The following is an 18,377-nucleotide window of genomic DNA, read 5'->3' on the forward strand; positions in this document are numbered from 1 at the left end:
CTTACAAGCCGAAATCAACTCCGGAGTGGGATGGCTGGAAAGCACGACAGAGCGGAGGATGAACGATCCCTCGAATCCGCTGCTGGTGAGCGTGCGGTCGGGTTCACCTGTTTCCATGCCGGGCATGATGGACACCGTACTGAACGTGGGCCTGAATGATCGCAGTGTCGCTGGACTTGCTGAGAAGAGCGGCTCGATGTGTTTTGCGCTTGATTCATATCGGCGCCTCATTCAGATGTTCGGAACAATCGTTCTGAACCTGCCAAAACAGGAGTTCGACCGGGCACTTCACGCTGTGAAGAGCGCACACAGCGTCGAAAATGACTCGGAACTGTCTCAGGATGCGCTGAGAGAGTTAATCAGCCTGTACGACCACATCGTATTGGACCATACCGATGGTCCATTTCCGCAAGATCCGCGCAAGCAGCTTGAGATGGCGGTGAATGCGGTGTTCCGGTCCTGGGGGAACGAACGGGCAAAATGCTATCGCAAGCTAAACGGGATTTCCGAGAAACTGGGGACAGCGGTCACGGTGCAAGCAATGGTCTTCGGCAATCGCGGAGAAGGCAGCGGCACGGGCGTCGGCTTTACGCGCAACCCTTCCACCGGAGCACGCGAGCTTTTCGGAGAGTTCCTTCTGAACGCACAAGGTGAAGACATCGTCGCCGGTACCAGGACACCAATACCACTTGAGCATCTCGCAAATGCAATGCCGGATATCTACCGCGAACTACTGGCCGTTGTCTCCCGGCTGGAGAACCATTACCGGGAAGTGCAGGATTTTGAATTCACGGTGGAAAGTGGGAAGCTCTTTCTGTTGCAGACGCGAACAGCCAAGCGCGCGGCACTGGCTGCTGTTCGAACTACAGTAGAGATGGCGTCAGAAGGCATGATTACAAAGCGCGAAGCGCTGGAAAGAGTGGACCCGAATAGCATCACTGAGATGCTTTCTTCGCGCCTGGACCTATCGGATCATGATCGCGAGCCGCTGACACAGGGCCTAGCCGCATCTCCCGGGGCAGCAGCGGGCCGGATTGCCTTATCGGCAGATGATGCAGTGGAGATGGCTTCCCGCGGCGAAAAGGTGGTGTTGGTGACACAGGAAACCACGGCGGACGACATTCACGGAATGGCCGTTGCGGCGGGTTTCCTGACCGCGCGCGGAGGAGCAACAAGCCATGCGGCTGTAGTCGCGCGGGGGATGGGCAAGTGCTGCATTACCGGCGCAAAAGACATTCTTGTGGATGAAGATAAGAAGATCGTTCAGATCGGTAATAAGATCTTAAAGCCAGGGGACTGGCTCTCTCTGGAAGGCAGCACTGGCAGGGTCTTCGAGGGCAAGCTGCCGGTCATGTCGGGTAAACCTGATAATCCGCACCTGGATACGTTGTTGAAGTGGGCGACGGAAAGCGGCGCGTGTCTTGTACGTGCGAATGCAGACACTCCGCAGGATGCCGAGGCTGGGAGGGCTGCTCGCGCCGCAGGTATCGGCCTATGTCGCACAGAGCACATGTTCTTTGCCGCAGACCGACTGAGCCATATCAGAGCAATGATTATGGCGACAACCGCGGAGGAACGCGTGCGCGCGCTCAGTCTCCTGCTGCCCATGCAGCAGCATGACTTCGAGGAATTGTTCCGCACAATGTCGCCATTGCCGGTAACGATCCGGCTGCTTGATCCGCCGCTGCACGAGTTCCTGCCCTCGGTGGCTGAGGTGAATGCGGAGATCGCGGCAGCCCGGCGCGATGAAGACTGGGGTCTTGCGACCGAAATGGAGGCTATTCGCGGACGAATAGAAACGCTGAAAGAGGCAAATCCCATGATGGGGCATCGGGGATGCCGTCTCAGTTTGAGCTATCCCGAAATCCTCGAAATGCAGGTGAAGGCAATCCTTCAGGCTGTGCTGGCGGTCTCTGCAGAAGGCCTCGACCCAGCGCCCGAGATCATGGTTCCGCTGGTTGCCTCCGAAGAGGAAATGAAAGCGCTGGCGGAAAAAATTCATACGACCGCGTCGGAGGTCTTCTCAGCTCAGGGGCAGAAGGTTCGGTACCAGGTCGGAGCGATGATCGAGTTGCCGCGTGCGGCGGTCTGTGCCGGCCGCATTGCAAAGCACGTTAGCTTCCTGTCGTTCGGGACGAACGATCTCACTCAAATGACTTACGGTTTCTCGCGGGACGACGCGCGATCGTACCTAGATAGTTATCTGCAACAAGGCATTCTGAAAACCGATCCGTTCATCACGATCGACCGCGAGGGCGTGGGCTATCTTATGGAGTTAGCGGTCAACAGCGCACGCGCGGTGAATCCGAAGATCAAGATCGGCGTGTGCGGTGAACATGGAGGCGATCCTGAGTCCGTCCAATTCTTCAAGGATTTAGGGCTCGATTATGTCTCCTGCTCGCCGTTCCGTATCCCGGTTGCACAACTGGCCGCGGCGAGATCTCAAATCGCTCGCACCTAGGTGAATCGGGATCAGGACCATGCCAAGGCCGACCTAACGGTGAACGGTAACGGCATGTTCGAGGAGAAGCTGCAGCAAGATTCTGAACAGATTATTAAGCTATTTAGAGCGGTTGGGTTTTACAGATGACATGAGGCAATCGCTCAATGTCACGGGGCAGAACTATCGGGGCGAATCAGATGGTTTCGAGCTAAATACCTGTCTCGGTCACCTGCGTAACTTTCTCGAACAGCTTCACATACAGGCTTGCATCCCCATCGCGCTGTCGATCAACGATCCTGCACCGCCCCAGAGATGGGGATAAGGCTACGACACATCTCCGGACAAATGGCATTCTGTCTCAGACGGAGGAAGCGTTCGTAGCCTTGCTTTACACGCTCGTGAGCGAGGAAGCGATATACCCCACAGTCGCGCAGAGAGTATGCGAGCATTCGCCGAAACATGATCATCGAATATGTCCTGATGTTTCTGTCTATCCTCGATAAGAAGGACTTCAAGGTATCGTAGCTTTATTAGGAGTTGGCACCACATCAGCGATATTTAAAATTTTTCCTGATCGCTACTCCAGTCAAGATTCTCTTCGATTCGTCACCCCGTTGATAGGATCGGGTGACGCCACCAGCACGTCAACCCCATCCGAGGCGACTGGATGCTTTCTGATACGGATTGCATTTGGCGCTAACGGGACGAGTCACTTATTCAGCATCACGTCAAGCAGCGCACAAGTGATTTCGTATAACTTCTGGTGGGCAGCGACTGAGTCCGACTTCCTTCGCTCGCCTACTCAGTTCGGAGGAAGTCGATCGGATTTACATTGGCTGCTCGCGTACAGCAACGAAGGCAGTAGCGAATGCAGATAGGAATCGTGGTTGCGTATAGAATAGAGCCGTGGAAGATGGAGGAATGGCTGCCGAAGTGGCGAATTCAATCTCGTTCTACGCGCAAATCGAAATGCCATCAAAACTGCCACTGGCGATTTTAAAGTACTTCACGTCATTGAAATCGCGATAGATCGGACTTCAACGCACCAGACTTAGGATCTGGCGGAGCAATCCGTGGGGGTTCAAGTCCCCCCTTTCGCACCAGAATTTCAACGTTTTACAGAAACTATGGGTAACTGGAGGACATCTCGCTCCAGGCGCCAGGAAGACACCGATGAGTCAGTCGAACCCGCCATCCAACCCCGGCCAGCCTACCCTCAACGTCACCGCGACCGAAGACTACCGCGAAGGCTACGCCAACAGCGTGCAGGTGCGCATGAGCGTCTGGGACTTCTTCCTCGTCTTCGGCACCATGTCGCAGGAGACTCCGCAGGAGCTGAACGTCCACAACTTCCAGGGCATCTACCTGAGCCCGCAGCAGGCCAAGGCACTGTGGAACGTGCTCGGCCACAATCTGGCCCAGTACGAGCAGGCCTTCGGCACGCTCACGCTGGAGCAGCAACTCCCCCAACCCGGCGGCCCCGTCCACTAGACCCGGCCTACTGAGAGCGTGCGACCACTGCGAGCATTCGGCAAGAAAAACCTCAGCGATATTCCGCTCTGGACGCTCTACCCGCTCTTCTTCGCGGCGGTCTATCTCTCGCATCTCACACTGCTGCGCCTTCCCTACTTCTGGGACGAGGCGGGCTACTACATTCCCGCCGCGTGGGACTTCTACCGCACCGGCTCGCTGATCCCCCAGACCACGCTCACCAACGCGCACCCGCCGCTGCCCTCGATTCTGCTGGCCTCGTGGTGGCACCTCTCGGGGTTCGTCCCCAGCGGCACGCGCACGCTGGTCTGCATCATCAGCGCGGCTGCGCTGCTGGGAGTCTACCGGCTGGCACGCTCGCTCACGACGACGCCGGCGGCGGCCAGCGTCACTGTGCTGACGGCGGTCTATCCCATCTGGTATGCGCAGAGTACGCTCGCGCACGCGGACATCTTCGCCGCAGCCTTTACGCTCTGGGCCTTCGCGTTCTATCTCGAACCCGCACCGGAGAGCATCACCAACAATCGGATTCGAGTCGCGGCTTTGTTCTCATTCGCCGCGCTCTCAAAAGAAACCGCCATTGTCACTCCCGTGGCGCTTGCTGCCTGGGAGGCTGCGCAGTTCATCCGCGACCGGCGCGACCCGGCGCTACGCCGCGAGCATCCTGGCTGGATCATCGCACTGCTCGTTCCCATCCTTCCGCTCGCCGCATGGTATGCGTACCACTTCCACTGCACCGGATTCGTCTTCGGCAATCCTGAGTTTCTGCGCTACAACGCCACAGCCAATCTCGCTCCGTACCGCATTGTGCTCTGCCTGTGGCACCGCCTGCTGCACCTGACTACGCACATGAATCTGTACGTGCCTGTCGTGTGCGGGGCGGCTGCGCTGCTGACGCCGATCAGAGCTGACGCGCCCACGCGCATCTCCCGAACCACGCTTCAGGCCATTACAGTCATCCTCGTCGCCAACTGGGTCGCCTTCTCGGTTCTGGGAGGCGCGCTGCTTACCCGCTACCTGCTGCCGATGTATCCGCTGGTCCTTCTGCTCTGCGTGGCAGCGTGGCAGCGGCATCTGCGCCGATGGTGGCTCATCGCCGCACTCAGCGCCGCTGCGTTTCTTGCGGGCATCTGGATCAACCCTCCCTACGCCTTCGCCCCCGAGGACAACCTCACCTACCGCGACATGATTGTGCTGCATGTTGAGGCCGTCAGCTTCATCGAGCACCACTACCCGCAGGCCACCGTGCTCACCGCCTGGCCCGCTACAGCTGAGTTGGCCCGCCCCGAACTCGGCTATACGCGTCGCTCAATCGAAACCACCGCAATCGAAAACTTTTCGTTCGACCAGATCGAGAAGGCCGCCGCCGACCCTGGAGCCTTCGACACCGCGCTCATCTTCTCCACCAAGATCGAGCCGCCCCCCAGCCGCCTCGATCTCAGCCGCCACAATCGCACCTCTGACACGAAGTACTTCGACTTCCACCACGACCTGCACCCCGCAGAAGTTGCGGCCCTGCTGCACGGCGAAGTCGTCTGGCAGGCGCATCGCAAACTGGAGTGGGCAGCGGTTCTCCGCTTTCCGCGCTCGGTCAATGCATCGCTCGAAATACCGCTAACGGGTCAATCAACACCGTCCGCAGCCCCTCTTGCATTTCCATCCCGCAACTCCCCCGGCATTTCCATTCCGTAGCGCAGCGGAGGAATCTGCTTTTTGCGTCGCTCAGCAGACCTCGCTCAACGCGCTCTATATACTGATGCTGTGCCGAGCCCCACTCCACTCCGCCGTCTCGTCAAGCATCTCTGGCTTCTCGCCGCGCTCTTTGTAACCGGCATCCCAGCGCGCGCGCAGACCGCGCCGAGCGCCGAAGCCGTCGAGAACAGCGGCCGCCTCGTGCTGGTAATGCCCTTCGACAATCGCTCCGGCCAGACGGCGCTGAACTGGATCAGCGACTCCTTTCCCGATACTCTCAACCAGCGCCTTAACTCCGCCGGCTTTCTCGCCATCAGCCACGACGACTTCCAGTACGCGCTCGACCACCTCGGCCTACCCGTCAACTTTCGCCCTACCCGCGCTACCACGATTCAGATCGCGCGCACGCTCGACGCCAACTACGTCATCATCGGCAACTTCACCGTCAACAATGGCCGCATCGCCGTGCAGGCGCAGGTGCTCGACATCAACAAACTCCAGATGTCCGCGCCGCTTGCCGACTCCAGCGAGCTGACCCGCCTCTTCGACGTTGAAAACGCCATCGCCTGGAAGGTCGCGCGGCAGATTCTGCCCAGCCTCAACATCGCCGAACAGACATTCCTCTCAGCCTCGGGCGGCGTATCGCTCAGCGCGTTTGAGGACTACATCCGAGGTATCGGCGCAGCTACGCCCGACGAGCGCGTCAAACGCCTCCAGGCCGCCGTGCAGCTTGCGCCCAACTACAGCGCGGCGCTCTTCGCGCTGGGCAAAGCCCAATACGCCAACCGCGACTTCGACAGCGCCGCCGCCACGCTGGCCAAGGTGCCGCGCTCCAGCCGCCGCGTCCTTGAGGCCAACTTTTACCTCGGCCTCGCCCGCTTCAACTCCGGCAAGTACGCCGAAGCCGAGGCCGCCTTCAACTTTGTCGCCAGCCGCCTGCCGCTGCCTGAAGTCGTCAATAATCAAGGTGTCTCCGCCGCGCGCCAGGGCCACAACGCCGTTCCGCTCTTTCGCCGCGCCTCGGCCGCCGACCCCAACGACCCCGACTACCATTACAACCTCGCCGTCTCCCTCCTTCGCCAGGGCGACTTTGCCGGAGCCACGCGCGAGGTAGACCAGACGCTCAAGCTCCGCCCCTCCGACGCAGAGGCCGCCCAGCTCAAGACCTCGATCGCCGCCGGACGCAAACCCACTGCAACCGCAGCCTCTGCCACTCCGGACACTGCGGACACCGGCACGTTCGACCCGCTTGAGCGCATCCGTCGCACCTGGTCGGAGGCCAGCTTTCGTCAGGCCGCCTTCGAGATCGACCAGATGCGCGCGCTGCGCATGGCCACACTTCCCAAGGACCAGCAGGCCGTCCAATACTCCCAGGTTGGCCGCGAATATCTGGGGCAGGGCCTCATTCCCGAGGCCGAGCAGCAGTTTCAGGCCGCGCTGACCGCCAATCCCTCCAGCGCCGAGGCGCACGCCGGGCTCGCGCAGGTCCGCCAACGCAGCGGCGATCCAAACGCTGCCCGCGCCGAGGCCGAGGCATCGCTCAAGCTTCAGCCCAACCCTGACGCCTATCTTGTACTCGCCCGCATCGAGTTCCAGGCCAACCAGTTTGACGCCGCAGCATCCGACATCAACAACGCGCTCAAACTAGACCCTCACAACTCTGCCGCGCTCGGCATGAAGCAGGCGCTTGGGTCGCGCGGAAAGAGCCTGCCGTGAAGCGCCACGCCAGCACTGGCTATCCCATCTTCGCGGCGGCATTCTCGCCGCTCAGGTGGGGCCTTCTGCTGTGCCTGGCTCTCCTGTGCCTGCACACCACGACTCTCTCCGCCGCCGCGCCTGACAACGGCATCGTCATCAAGCTCACGATCCACGACACCATCCAGCCCATCACGGCAGGTTATCTCGAACGCGGCCTCCAGGAGGCCGCCCGCCGCCACGCCCGCGCCGTCATCCTCTCGCTCGGCACCCCCGGCGGTCTGCTCGACTCCACCCGCACCATGGTCGAGGACATCGAGAACTCTCCCGTTCCGGTCATCATCTATATCTCGCCCCCCGGCAGCCGCGCCGGGTCCGCGGGATTCTTCATCCTCGAATCCGCCGACGTGGCCGCCATGGCTCCCGGCACCAACGCCGGTGCGGCGCATCCTATCGTCGAAGGCGAGAAGATGGGCCCTATCCTCAAGCAGAAGATTGAAAACGACGCCGCGGCCTTTCTGCGCTCCTACACCGAGCGGCGTGGCCGCAACGTTGCCGCCGCCGAGGACGCAGTCCGCAACTCGAAGTCCTACAGCGACACCGAGGCGCTCCAACTCCACCTCATCGACCTCATCTCAAACGATGACCAGTCCCTGCTCAACGCACTCGATGGCCGCGCCATCCGCCGCTTCAACGGCAATACCGAGATCCTGCACACTCGCAATGCCGCCATCGTCACGCTTGAGCCATCCGTCCGCGAGCGGCTGCTCTCGCGTCTGACCAATCCCAACCTTGCCGTCCTGCTGCTCGTCGTAGGCGGGCTGCTGATCTATCTCGAATTCAACGTGCCCGGCACCATCGTGCCCGGCACACTCGGTACGCTTTTCGTTCTGCTGGGGCTCTTCGGCCTCGACCTGTTGCCTGTCCGCCACACCGCCGTCGCGCTGCTGATTGCCGCTCTGGTCCTGATGGTGCTCGAAACCAAGTTTGCCAGCCACGGCATCCTCGCCCTGACCGGAACCATCGCGCTGGTCTTCGGCCTCGCCACTCTGGTCGATGGGCCCATCCCGCAGATGCGTGTCCATATAGGGACGGCGCTTGGGGCCGGTCTCGGCTTCGGAGCCATCTCCTTTGGCCTGGCCTGGGTTGCGCTCAAGGCCTACCGAAACAAGAACCTCATGGGACCCAAGGCCATGATCGGGGCAACAGCCATCGCGCGCACCGGCCTGGACCCTACCGGCCAGGTCGAGATCCGTGGCGAAATCTGGCAGGCCACGCTCTACGGCGAGTCCGCCGTGCCCTCCGGCTCCGCCGTCGTCGTCAAGGCCGTCGAGGGCCTCACCCTCATCGTCGAACCGGCCAGCCGCGCCTGACCACCCCGCCGAACGTCCGCCCAGAGTAAACTGGAGACGCACTGTTTTCGCTTATAAGGGAGTCTTTGTCTTGATGCTGAATCCGTCTCGCCTGTCGTGTGCCTGCACCCTTCTGCTCTTCCTGCTCGCAGTAATGTCGGTGGGGGCCTCAGCTCAGGACCAATCACCCACCATCCCCACCGCGCTCCAGGCCCAGTTAGACCGTGTTGACGTCGCGGTCAGCGGCGTCGGCATCTTCAACAAATCGTCGTCAGGGACCATCCAGAACAGCACGCAGCCCGGCGGAACCCTGACGATCAATCCGGGCAATACGCTGGGCGCGCTCGTCACGGTGCGCTACGTCGCCAAGCCCCTGTTCGGTCTCGAGTTCAATTACGGCTACTCCCGGTATACTCAGAAATTCTCGACCATCGGCGGCGTGCAGAACAATGCCAAGGAATTCACCCTCGGTTACGTCGTCCACACGCCGCAGTTGTTCGGCGTTAACCCGTTCGTGGCGGTTGGCGCAGGCTCGACTGCCTTCCGCCCCACCACCGCCGGCGGACAGGGACTTTTGACCCAGGCCCGCGCCACCTACTACTACTCCATCGGCGCAGAGACCACCTTGGGCTCACCCCACTTCGGCCTCCGGGCCCAGTTCCGCCAGGCATTCTTCAAGGCCCCGGACTACGGCGCAAACTATCTCAAAATCGAGCAGCATACCAGCACCTTCGAGCCCGGCATCGGTTTCTTCATCCGCTTCTGAGCCATCCGCAGCCGCCATCCTCCTCGACAAGAAGACGATTCCGCGGGTGCCCCTCCTTCGCGCTTTTGCGAAGGGTGGGGACGTAGCTTGAAGAACGGTCAAGTTACAATCATCACGCGGACAAAACACTCTCCCGCCGAGGCCCAGACCATGTCAATCCCTGCGTTGCTCGCCATCGCCATCATCGTGCTCTACCTGCTCAACTCCATCAACATCCTCAAAGAGTACGAGCGTGGCGTCATCTTCCGTCTGGGCCGCGTGCAGGCAGCCAAGGGCCCCGGAGTCATCCTGGTCTTCCGCCCGCTCGACCAGATCGTCCGCGTCAGCCTGCGGCAGGAGGCGATGGAGGTCCCGCCTCAGGACATCATCACGCGCGACAACGTCACGCTCAAGGTCAACGCCGTCATCACCCTGCGTGTCGTCGATCCCACGCGCGCCGTCATCGAGGTGGCCAACTATATCTACCAGACCTCGCAGTTCTCCCAGACCACGCTCCGCTCCGTGCTCGGCGAAGTCGAGCTTGACCAGCTCCTCTCGCACCGCGACCAGCTCAACTCCCGCATCCAGACCATCATCGACGGCCACACCTCGCCCTTCGGCGTCAAAGTCGTCTCCGTCGAGGTCAAGCAGGTCGATCTGCCCGAATCCATGCTTCGCGCCATGGCCAAACAGGCCGAAGCCGAACGCGAGAAGCGCGCCAAAGTCATTCACGCGGAAGGCGAGTACAACGCCGCCGCCAAGCTGGTAGATGCCGCCCAGGCCATGGCCACTCAGCCCATGACCCTGCAACTCCGCTATCTCCAGACACTTACCGAGATAGGTGTCGAAAAGAATACGACCATCGTCTTTCCCCTTCCTATGGAGCTGATGAACCTGTTAAATAAGTCTTTGGTCGACCATGCAGGCACGTCGCAGTCGGCTGAAAACAAGGTTTAGCCCCAAAGAAGGACCATCGTGAACAGCCGTTATAACAACGACCGCGACGACGAGCGCGAGGACGACCGCGAAATCTCCCTCGGCGCAACCACCATACTCGGCATCTTCTTCGCGCTTGTACTCGTCTGCGCCGTCTGCTTCGGCTTCGGCTACAGCATGGGCCGCAAGTCAACGCCCGTCATTGCAGGCGCAAACAGCGTTGCCGCGCCTGACTCCAGTGAATCCACCGTCCAGAAATCCTCGGCTGCCACGGCTGAACCAACTCCGGCAGCCGCAGCAACCGGCGAAGATCAGCCCGATACGGCAACGACCACGGCCCCAAGTCAGCCGGACCAGCAGCCTGCGCAGCCCCAGCCTGCCGTTCGGACCGTTGCGCTCGTCCACCCGCTGCCGCCCACGACCGCCACACCCTCTGCGCCCATCACGCCGCAATCCATCGTTGTCCAGGTCGCCGCTGTCTCGCACCAACAGGACGCCGACATCCTCCTCACTGCACTCAAAAAGCGCGGCTACACCGGAGCCATCCGCCAATCTCCGCAGGACAAGCTCCTCCACGTCCAGCTAGGCCCCTTCGCCACCAAGAAGGACGCCGACGTGATGCGCCAGCGCCTCATCACCGACGGCTACAGCCCTATCGTGAAATAGCAGCACCACGCGGCTAATCTTCCATCGGCCGCATCTCTTCCGGGAGCGCCTCGGCAATCGCCGTCCGCACCACGCGCAGCGTCTCCTCGCGGCTGGCGAACTGCGCGGGCTCGATCACGGGCAGAAACCGCACTCGCGCCACGCCGGGCGTAATCCCCACACTTCCCTTGCGCATCATCGATTCGGTGCCCGAGAGCGCGATCGGCACAATCGGCGCCCCGGTTTGCTGCGCCAGAAAAAACGGCCCCTTCTTGAACATTGAGAGCCGTCCGTTGCGCGAGCGCGTCCCCTCCGGGAAGACCATGAGGCTCAATCCGGACCGCAACGCCTCACCGGCAGCCTTCACGCTGGCCTGCGCGGCATCGCGCTTGCCGCCGCGCTCCACCGGCACAAACTGCCCCATCCTCATCGCCGTACCCAGAATCGGAATGCTCATCAGCTCTTTCTTCAGCAGCACCGAGCATCGTCTCGGCAACACAGGCAGCACCACCGGCGGGTCCAGGTTCGAAACGTGGTTGCACATAAAGATGCAGCTTCGCTCTGCCGGAATATTCTCGATACCCTCTACCTGAACGTGAATCCCCGCCGCGCGCACGCCCGTCTTCACAATCCACATCGCCACCCAATAGAGCTGCGTGATGTCTCGCTTCAAAAACGAATATGGAATGCCGATGATGCCCGCAACAGAGCCCAGCGTGATATAGACAAACAGCAATTTCAGCGATGCAAACATACGTTTTCGAGAATACAGTACGGGTTCAACGTGCAGCAGAGATCGCGCGCGGCAGCTTCTCGTAGATGTTCCCAAAGCCGCCATTGGAAAGTATCGCAACAACGTCGCCCTCTCGAAGCCGAGGAGCAAGCGAAGTCACAATCGCATCCGCATCGGCCAGCACAGCAGCAGGCACGCCGCGTGCATTCAGAGCAGCTACAACATGCTCCGGCTCCAGTCGTTCGTTCAGAGGAATACTCTCCGACTTGAACACCGCCGCCAGCACCACGCGATCAGCCAGCGCCAGGCTTTCTACCAGATCGGCCTCAAAGACGTTTCGCCGCAGCGTATTGGAACGCGGCTCAAGCACCGCAATCAGCCTCTGCCCCGGATACGCGCCACGCAGCGCGCGCAGTGTCTCGCGCACCGCAGTTGGATGATGCGCGAAGTCGTCGATGATGGTCACGCCTTGCACGACGGCCCGCACCTCCAGCCGGCGCTTCACGCTCTGGAACGTCGCCAGCGCCTCGACAATCGCCGTAACCGGAACACCCTGACCGGCAGCCATCGCCGCCGCAGCCGTCGCGTTCAGCGCATTATGCTCACCTGCCATCGGCAAGGTCAGTTCGGCAAAATCCTCACTGCCGCGCGTCAGCGTCCACCGCGTCACCGCACCCTCGTGACGCATATTCATGATGCGCCAATGCGAGCCTGCGGCAAATCCATACCGCTCCACCGGACAGAACGCTCGCTCCAGGCACTCGCTCACATTCCCGCTCGCGTCAAATGCCACAATGCGCCCACGCCGCGGCACAAGATTCACCAGCCGCTTGAACGCAGTCTTCACGGCGGCGAGATCGGCGTAGATGTCGGCATGGTCGTACTCGACGTGCGTCAGAATCACGGCATCAGGAAAGTAGTGCAGAAACTTCGGCCCCTTATCGAAAAAGGCTGTGTCGTACTCATCACCCTCCAGCACAAACGTCCGCGTAGTCCGCACCTTGAAGCTCGTGCCGAAGTTCTCCGCCACCCCGCCAATCAGAAATGACGGCGCCAGCGCCGGGTCGCGCCGCGAAGCAACCTCGTAGATCCACGCCAGCATGCTCGTAGTCGTCGTCTTACCATGCGTACCGGCGACGACCAGAGACTCGCGCCCCGCCAGAAACTCGTCATGCAAAATCGCCGCCATCGAGCAGAACGGAATCCGCTCATCCAGCACGCGCTCCAACTCCACATTGCCGCGCGAGATGGCATTGCCCACGACCACCAGGTCGGGCCGAGGTTCAAGGTTCTTCTCAGCGTAGGGCTGACCCACCGCAATCCCCAGCGCCGCCAACTGATCGCTCATCGGCGGGTACGCCGCCGCATCCGAGCCTGTTACGCGATGCCCCTCGAACTGCAGCATCCCCGCCAGCGAAGCCATCGCTGTACCGCAGATACCGATCAGATGAATATGTTTTGAACCGTTCATGCCACCGCCGCTTCCAGAATGTGCAACTGCGGATTCTCCGCATCGGTCAGGTCGAGCCTCGCGCGCACACCTAGAGGCACGGTGACATTTGCGCCGTCCACATGCCCGCTCCGCAGCCCAATTGCAATCGGCCCGCCGAAGTCCCGAAGCGAGTGCAGAATCGCCCGCTCCAGCAGATTCTGTTCCCCATTGACCACACACTGCCGCATGTCGCCGAACACAATCCCACTCGCACGCTCAAGCACGCCCGCATAGCGCAGATGCAGCAGCATCCGGTCCCACTGGTAGGGCTTCGTGCCGATGTCCTCCAGAAAGAGAATGCTGTCCTCTGCAATCTCGGGAGCATACGGCGTCCCCAGCGCCTCGACAAAGATCGAGATACATCCACCGGCAAGCCTGCCCTCGGCGCAACCGGCGCGAAGCACGCGCAGCCCCTCCGCCGCGCCCAGCGACCACGCGGCATCGTCCTCGAAACAATGCCGCCAGCTCGCCAAATCAACACCACCATCACGCGCAAAGTCCGCCGCCACCATCGGCGCATAGTACGTGACGAGACGCGCTTCATTTTGCAGCCAGACATGCAGTGAAGTGTGATCACTGTACCCGATGAAGGCCTTCGGATTCGCGCGAACCAGAGTCGCATCCAGCAGCGGCAACAGTTCAGCCGAACCCCACCCGCCGCGTGTGCAGATGATTCCATCAATCGCCGGATCGGCAAACGCGCGATGCATATCTTCAACTCTCTCTTCGCGCGTGCCCGCATAGTAAAGCGGGCCACTCACAAGCGCGTGCGCTCCAGTCACCGTTTTATATCCAAGCTCATGCAAGCGCGCGATACCCCGATCGACCAGCTCACGTTTCGCCGCGCTTGCCGGCGATAGCACGGCCAGAGTCGCACCGGGCCTGAGCGCGCGCGGCTTCACCAATGCACTCACAGCCCGGCCGCCTCGCCCCGGCAGATAATCTCGGCCGGTCCCGTCAGCAACATCGCCGCATCCGCCGACGGCCACACCGTCCGCTGCTCGCCACCTTCGGCCGCCGCAATCAACTCTCGCTCTGTTCCACGCAACGCCATCGCGGCAGCCGACGACGCACACGTCCCAGTCCCCGAAGAGGTCGTCGGCCCGCACCCGCGCTCATAAATGCGAAACGCAATCTTCCCGGGCGAGAGCACCCGCACAAACTCCACGTTTGTCCCATGCGGAAACAGCGGACTGGTGCTGATGCGCGCACCAAGCTCCTGCCAGCGAAGCCCGTGCGCGGCAAAATCCTCCGTCTCCACAAAGATGACGAAGTGCGGATTGCCCACATTCACCATTGCACCCGCCACATTGCCCACATCGGGCACCTCAATGGTGCGCGGCATCACGCGCGGCACGCCCATCTCGCTCTCAATCAGATAGAGCGGATCGTCCGCCTTGACCACATGACACGTCCGCACACCACCGTGCGTGCCCAGCGCCACGTCGCGCAGCCCCTCGCTCGCTGCCAGCCATGCCGCCACGCAGCGTGTGCCGTTGCCGGAAAGCTCGGCCTCGCTACCGTCCGCGTTGAACAGCCGCAGGAACAACGTGCCATCCGTTCTGCGCTCAAGAAATTCAATGCCGTCCGCGCCGATGCTGGTGTTCCGCGCACACAACTTCCGCGCCAGCTCAGCATGTCGCCGTCCGGCCAGGTGCTCGTCAAGAATCAGGAAATCGTTGCCGCAGGCGTGTGCTTTTACAAAAGGGACCATTCTTCTTATTCTGCCTCAACGTCTCGAAACGCGACGACCTGGCCGGTCACATCGCTCGCCTTGAGTTCGGAGAGCAGGCGCTTATGCTTCGCCTCGTTTGCCGTAATCGCAAACGTCACGCGCTCCACTGCCCCCACCCGGTCTTTTCCAACGACGTTCAGCCGCTCGCCCGCGCGGTCCAGCACGCTCAGAATCGCCGTATGGATCTTCCTCTGGTCATCGCCCCGAACTTCATACAGCACCGGATACCGTTTCCACCCGCTCGATGCTTCGACATAACCTACCACCGTTAGTGCAATCAGCGTAATCACCGTGGCCAGCGCCGCCTGCAGATACAGCCCTGCGCCGCAAGCCATGCCAATCGCCGCCGTCACGAAGACCGTCGCCGCGCTCGTCAGCCCCACCACCCGGTCGCGCGTATGCAGGATGATGCCCGCTCCAAGAAACCCAATCCCCTGCACGATGTTCGAGGCGACACGCCCCTTGTCGGGATTGCTATCGCCCGCAAGCACGACCGAAAGTATCGTGAAAAACGCGCAGCCCATGCACAGCAGCAGATTGGTCCTCAACCCCGCAGCCTTGTGCCGAAGCTCGCGCTCCAGCCCAATCAGCCCGCCCAACAGGCACGCTGTCAGCAGTCGCGCAATGGTCCCGGCCGAAAGCAGCGCCTGGTCAATCCGGATGAAGTTGAACGAAGACGGAATAAGCATCTCGGGAGCGATGGTAGCACCATCCGCGCCCGCTCCATGCGAGAAGGGATTAAAAGGAATCTACGGATGTGCCCCGGGCGCAGAGCCAAACTCCGTGGACTGATACACGCGCGCGCAGGGCTGCCCGGTCGTGCAAAGGATCGTCATCTCGGTCAGGCCCTCGGGATGCTCCTCCACCGCCTTCGACACCGCATCTCCCGCAATGGCGATAACAAATGCCGCATGTTGCGCGGGAGCCTTCAGCGCCGCCTGCCAACTGTCCCGATCTTCCTCATTCACCGTCTGGCGCAGCGGAATGCCCGCGTCCTGCAACGCGCCGACGAAATTCGAGTTGTACATCAGGATCGGCGAACCAGGCGGAAGCCCCTCGATAATCTGCGCCAGCGCCTTCTCAAACGCCACGCGCGTCACCGAGTTGACCTGGGCCTCCTTCAACACCAGAGGCACCCGGTACATCATCGCAATCGTATTCAACACGATCAGCAGCAGCACGACAGGCCGCAACAGCCGCCCAGCCAGCGGCTGCCGTCCGCGCAGCCACTGCTCTCCCCACGCCACGGCGAGAAATCCAAACACCGCCAGCGCAGGCAGCATCTCCATCCCATAGCGCGAGTTGTAATACGAGTGCGGCCACAGTTGAGGAATGAAAATGGGCACCGATCCATACGCGACCGAGTAGACATAAAACGGCAGTGGCAACCACAGCAGCAGCGCGCTCAGCGCAATCCTGCGGCGAACAGCCAGCACCAGCCCCGCAATCGCCGCGGCCATCACGCCGAAGCCAAGCTCCCACGCTGCCGCATCCACCTGCGACGTGCGCGTATACAGCACGAGCGCCCACGCCGGGTTGTGCCATCCCCGATAGTGCCCAGCACCCGGCGGCGTCGTCCGCTTGTCGATGGCCGCTGCCGAATACGGCCCGCGCATGAAGTCCAGCCAGTCGTGGAAGAAGTGCTGGTTGTAGGCAAACCAGCTCACCGGCCCCGCCACGGCCAGCAGCGTGAACACAACAAATGCAGTGGAGACTTCGCGCCAGACCTCACGCCTTTGCCAAAGCTGCCACGTCAGCACGCACCATACCGCCGCGCCCAGCACCCATCCGTCGTAGCGCGTAAAGACAGCAGCAACAATCAGCAACGCAATAAAAATCAGCCTTCGCTGAACCAGCGCAGTCTCCGCGGCGCGAATCGCCGCACCGCACTCCATCGTCAGCAGCACCATCCAGATGACGATGGCGAGAAACAACGGCTCTGTCATCGCCGTCGTCGAAAGATAAAGCAGATTAGGATTGAGCGCGTAAAACGCCGCAGCCGCAAAGGCCCAGCGCGGAACCATCATGCGCCGCGCCAGCCGGTAGATTCCCGCGACGCCGAGAATATAAAAGACCAGCGACGGCCACGCTCCCGCAAGCCCGTTCCGCCACCACTCCATATTCTGCACAAAAGGAACCATCAGCAGATGCGGCAGCGGCAGCCACACGCCGCCCAGTTGCACCAACCCGGGATTGCGCGAATCCACAATGCGCCGCGCAATCCCCAGGTGTGCCACCGCGTCTCCGTACAGCAGCAGATAGTCGCGCCTGAGGCACATCAGCAGTGAAAAAATGCCGAGCACCAGTGCCCCCATCGCCACCGGAAACGTCTCTTCGCGCGTCGCGGGACGCACCTCATCGCCCGCCCCTCCCACGCCGGCCGCAGTGCCCAGCAGCGACGGCCTCGTCCGCGCCGGCCTGCCCACGTCTTTACGCCCCCGTGTAGTCAAGGTGCGAAATCTCCTGAAACAGCTTGAACCGCTCGTCGATCTCCTCGCGGGTCACGTTCTGCAAACGCTCAGTGCCGAACCGCTCGACGGCAAACGAGCCCATCACGCCGCCATAGAACATCGCCTTGCGAAAGACCGCAGGCGTCAGCTCCGGCTGCGAGGCGAGGTAGCCGTAGAACCCTCCGGCAAACGAATCGCCCGCGCCGGTCGGGTCCACCACCTCGGCCAACGGCAACGCAGGTGCGCGGAAGGGCCGCGCAACCTTCACGCGGCCGCCGAACGAACGATCGCTGAAGAACGCCGTCGCGCCGTACTCACCGTGCTTCACCACCAGCGTCTTCGGCCCCATCGCCAGCACCTTCTCGGCGGCTAGAACCAGGTTGCGCTCGCCTGCCAGCATCCGGACTTCGCCGTCGTTAATGAGCAGCACATCCAACTCGCGCAGCACGTTGTCAAGGTTCGCGCGATGGTCGGCAATCCAATAATTCATCGTGTCGCCGCAGACCATCTTCACCTTCGGCATGTGGCCGCGCACGCGCCCTTGCAAAACCGGGTCGATATTGGCGAGGAAAAGATAGTCCGTATCCTTGTAAGACTCGGGGATCTTCGGCTCGAAGGTCTCGAAGACATTCAGGTCCGTGCCCAGCGTCTTCGCCTCATCCATGCTGCCCGAGTAAGAGCCGGTCCAGTGAAAACTCAACCCGTTCGCCCGCTCCAGCCCGCGCGTATCCACTCCGCGCCGCGTCATCACTGTCTCGTGCTCCGCCGTAAAGTCCTTGCCGACCACCGCAATCACCCGCACATCGGTGAAGTAACTGGCAGCCAACGAAAAGTGTGTCGCCGCGCCGCCCAGACAATGGTCTACCTTGCCATAAGGCGTCTCGATGCTATCGAACGCAACTGAACCCACAACCAGAATCGCCATCAAAACTCCTTGTCATCGTTCTCTGAAACATTCGTTATACCCG

Annotated in this window: 15 protein-coding genes and 1 tRNA gene; 9 read left to right on the plus strand and 7 right to left on the minus strand. The window is 61.5% G+C overall.

The window, feature by feature from the left end:
* The 9 genes from ppdK to VFU66_RS05850 form a co-directional block, all read left to right on the plus strand.
* Positions 1-2,461: pyruvate, phosphate dikinase (gene ppdK, locus VFU66_RS05810; protein ID WP_326445296.1), on the plus strand; the 2,461-nt coding region annotated here is incomplete at its 5' end.
* Positions 2,462-3,465: 1,004 nt separating this feature from the next.
* A tRNA-Leu gene (locus VFU66_RS05815) sits at positions 3,466-3,546 on the plus strand.
* 70 nt (positions 3,547-3,616) lie between these two features.
* Positions 3,617-3,934: a DUF3467 domain-containing protein gene (locus tag VFU66_RS05820; protein WP_326445297.1), complete on the plus strand. Its 318-nt coding sequence runs from the start codon at positions 3,617-3,619 to the stop codon at positions 3,932-3,934.
* A gap of 18 nt (positions 3,935-3,952) precedes the next feature.
* Positions 3,953-5,626 (plus strand): ArnT family glycosyltransferase, encoded by a 1,674-nt coding sequence (locus VFU66_RS05825; protein ID WP_326445298.1) that lies wholly within the window; start codon positions 3,953-3,955, stop codon positions 5,624-5,626.
* A gap of 21 nt (positions 5,627-5,647) precedes the next feature.
* Positions 5,648-7,342: a tetratricopeptide repeat protein gene (locus VFU66_RS05830; RefSeq protein WP_326445299.1), complete on the plus strand. Its 1,695-nt coding sequence runs from the start codon at positions 5,648-5,650 to the stop codon at positions 7,340-7,342.
* Positions 7,339-8,694, plus strand: a complete 1,356-nt coding sequence (locus VFU66_RS05835; RefSeq protein WP_326445300.1) for an NfeD family protein — start codon at positions 7,339-7,341, stop codon at positions 8,692-8,694. The genes VFU66_RS05830 and VFU66_RS05835 overlap by 4 nt, the downstream gene beginning before the upstream one ends.
* 73 nt (positions 8,695-8,767) lie before the next feature.
* Positions 8,768-9,439 (plus strand): outer membrane beta-barrel protein, encoded by a 672-nt coding sequence (locus VFU66_RS05840; protein ID WP_326445301.1) that lies wholly within the window; start codon positions 8,768-8,770, stop codon positions 9,437-9,439.
* 150 nt (positions 9,440-9,589) lie between these two features.
* The gene (locus VFU66_RS05845; RefSeq protein WP_326445318.1) at positions 9,590-10,375 is read left to right on the plus strand and encodes a slipin family protein; all 786 of its coding nucleotides are present in this window, start codon (positions 9,590-9,592) and stop codon (positions 10,373-10,375) included.
* Positions 10,376-10,393: 18 nt separating this feature from the next.
* Positions 10,394-11,020, plus strand: coding sequence for an SPOR domain-containing protein (locus VFU66_RS05850; protein WP_326445302.1), 627 nt, complete (start codon positions 10,394-10,396; stop codon positions 11,018-11,020).
* 13 nt (positions 11,021-11,033) lie between these two features.
* Here VFU66_RS05850 and VFU66_RS05855 read toward each other — a convergent pair whose 3' ends face one another.
* Genes VFU66_RS05855 through VFU66_RS05885 form a run of 7 tightly spaced genes read right to left on the minus strand, consistent with a single transcriptional unit; the run spans position 11,034 to position 18,334 of the window.
* On the minus strand, positions 11,034-11,753 hold the full coding sequence (locus VFU66_RS05855) for a lysophospholipid acyltransferase family protein (RefSeq protein WP_326445303.1): 720 nt from the start codon (positions 11,751-11,753) through the stop codon (positions 11,034-11,036).
* A 25-nt stretch (positions 11,754-11,778) separates the two neighbouring features.
* Complete coding sequence (gene mpl / locus VFU66_RS05860; protein WP_326445304.1) at positions 11,779-13,203, minus strand: UDP-N-acetylmuramate:L-alanyl-gamma-D-glutamyl-meso-diaminopimelate ligase; 1,425 nt, start codon at positions 13,201-13,203, stop codon at positions 11,779-11,781.
* Positions 13,200-14,138 (minus strand): S66 peptidase family protein, encoded by a 939-nt coding sequence (locus VFU66_RS05865; protein WP_326445305.1) that lies wholly within the window; start codon positions 14,136-14,138, stop codon positions 13,200-13,202. The genes mpl and VFU66_RS05865 overlap by 4 nt, the downstream gene beginning before the upstream one ends.
* A complete protein-coding gene (dapF, locus tag VFU66_RS05870) occupies positions 14,135-14,938 on the minus strand; it encodes a diaminopimelate epimerase (RefSeq protein ID WP_326445306.1) in 804 nt (267 codons plus the stop codon). Before dapF ends, VFU66_RS05865 begins: the two co-directional genes overlap by 4 nt.
* 5 nt (positions 14,939-14,943) lie before the next feature.
* Positions 14,944-15,648 (minus strand): MgtC/SapB family protein, encoded by a 705-nt coding sequence (locus VFU66_RS05875; protein WP_326445307.1) that lies wholly within the window; start codon positions 15,646-15,648, stop codon positions 14,944-14,946.
* A 60-nt stretch (positions 15,649-15,708) separates the two neighbouring features.
* Positions 15,709-17,409, minus strand: a complete 1,701-nt coding sequence (locus VFU66_RS05880; RefSeq protein ID WP_326445308.1) for a glycosyltransferase family protein — start codon at positions 17,407-17,409, stop codon at positions 15,709-15,711.
* Entirely contained in the window at positions 17,390-18,334 is a 945-nt protein-coding gene (locus tag VFU66_RS05885) for a PfkB family carbohydrate kinase (protein WP_326445309.1), read from the minus strand. Before VFU66_RS05885 ends, VFU66_RS05880 begins: the two co-directional genes overlap by 20 nt.
* Positions 18,335-18,377 lie beyond the last annotated feature (43 nt).

Source organism: Edaphobacter sp., from assembly GCF_035763405.1.
Lineage (GTDB): Bacteria > Acidobacteriota > Terriglobia > Terriglobales > Acidobacteriaceae > Edaphobacter.

What these genes read in the sequence shown, in the direction of transcription:
- VFU66_RS05820 (WP_326445297.1), top strand. Translation starts at nt 3,617, where the DNA reads ATGAGTCAGTCGAACCCGCCATCCAACCCCGGCCAGCCTACCCTCAAC.
- VFU66_RS05840 (WP_326445301.1), top strand. Translation starts at nt 8,768, where the DNA reads ATGCTGAATCCGTCTCGCCTGTCGTGTGCCTGCACCCTTCTGCTCTTC.
- dapF (WP_326445306.1), bottom strand. Translation starts at nt 14,938, where the DNA reads ATGGTCCCTTTTGTAAAAGCACACGCCTGCGGCAACGATTTCCTGATT.
- VFU66_RS05885 (WP_326445309.1), bottom strand. Translation starts at nt 18,334, where the DNA reads ATGGCGATTCTGGTTGTGGGTTCAGTTGCGTTCGATAGCATCGAGACG.
- VFU66_RS05875 (WP_326445307.1), bottom strand. Translation starts at nt 15,648, where the DNA reads ATGCTTATTCCGTCTTCGTTCAACTTCATCCGGATTGACCAGGCGCTG.
- VFU66_RS05855 (WP_326445303.1), bottom strand. Translation starts at nt 11,753, where the DNA reads ATGTTTGCATCGCTGAAATTGCTGTTTGTCTATATCACGCTGGGCTCT.
- mpl (WP_326445304.1), bottom strand. Translation starts at nt 13,203, where the DNA reads ATGAACGGTTCAAAACATATTCATCTGATCGGTATCTGCGGTACAGCG.
- VFU66_RS05845 (WP_326445318.1), top strand. Translation starts at nt 9,590, where the DNA reads ATGTCAATCCCTGCGTTGCTCGCCATCGCCATCATCGTGCTCTACCTG.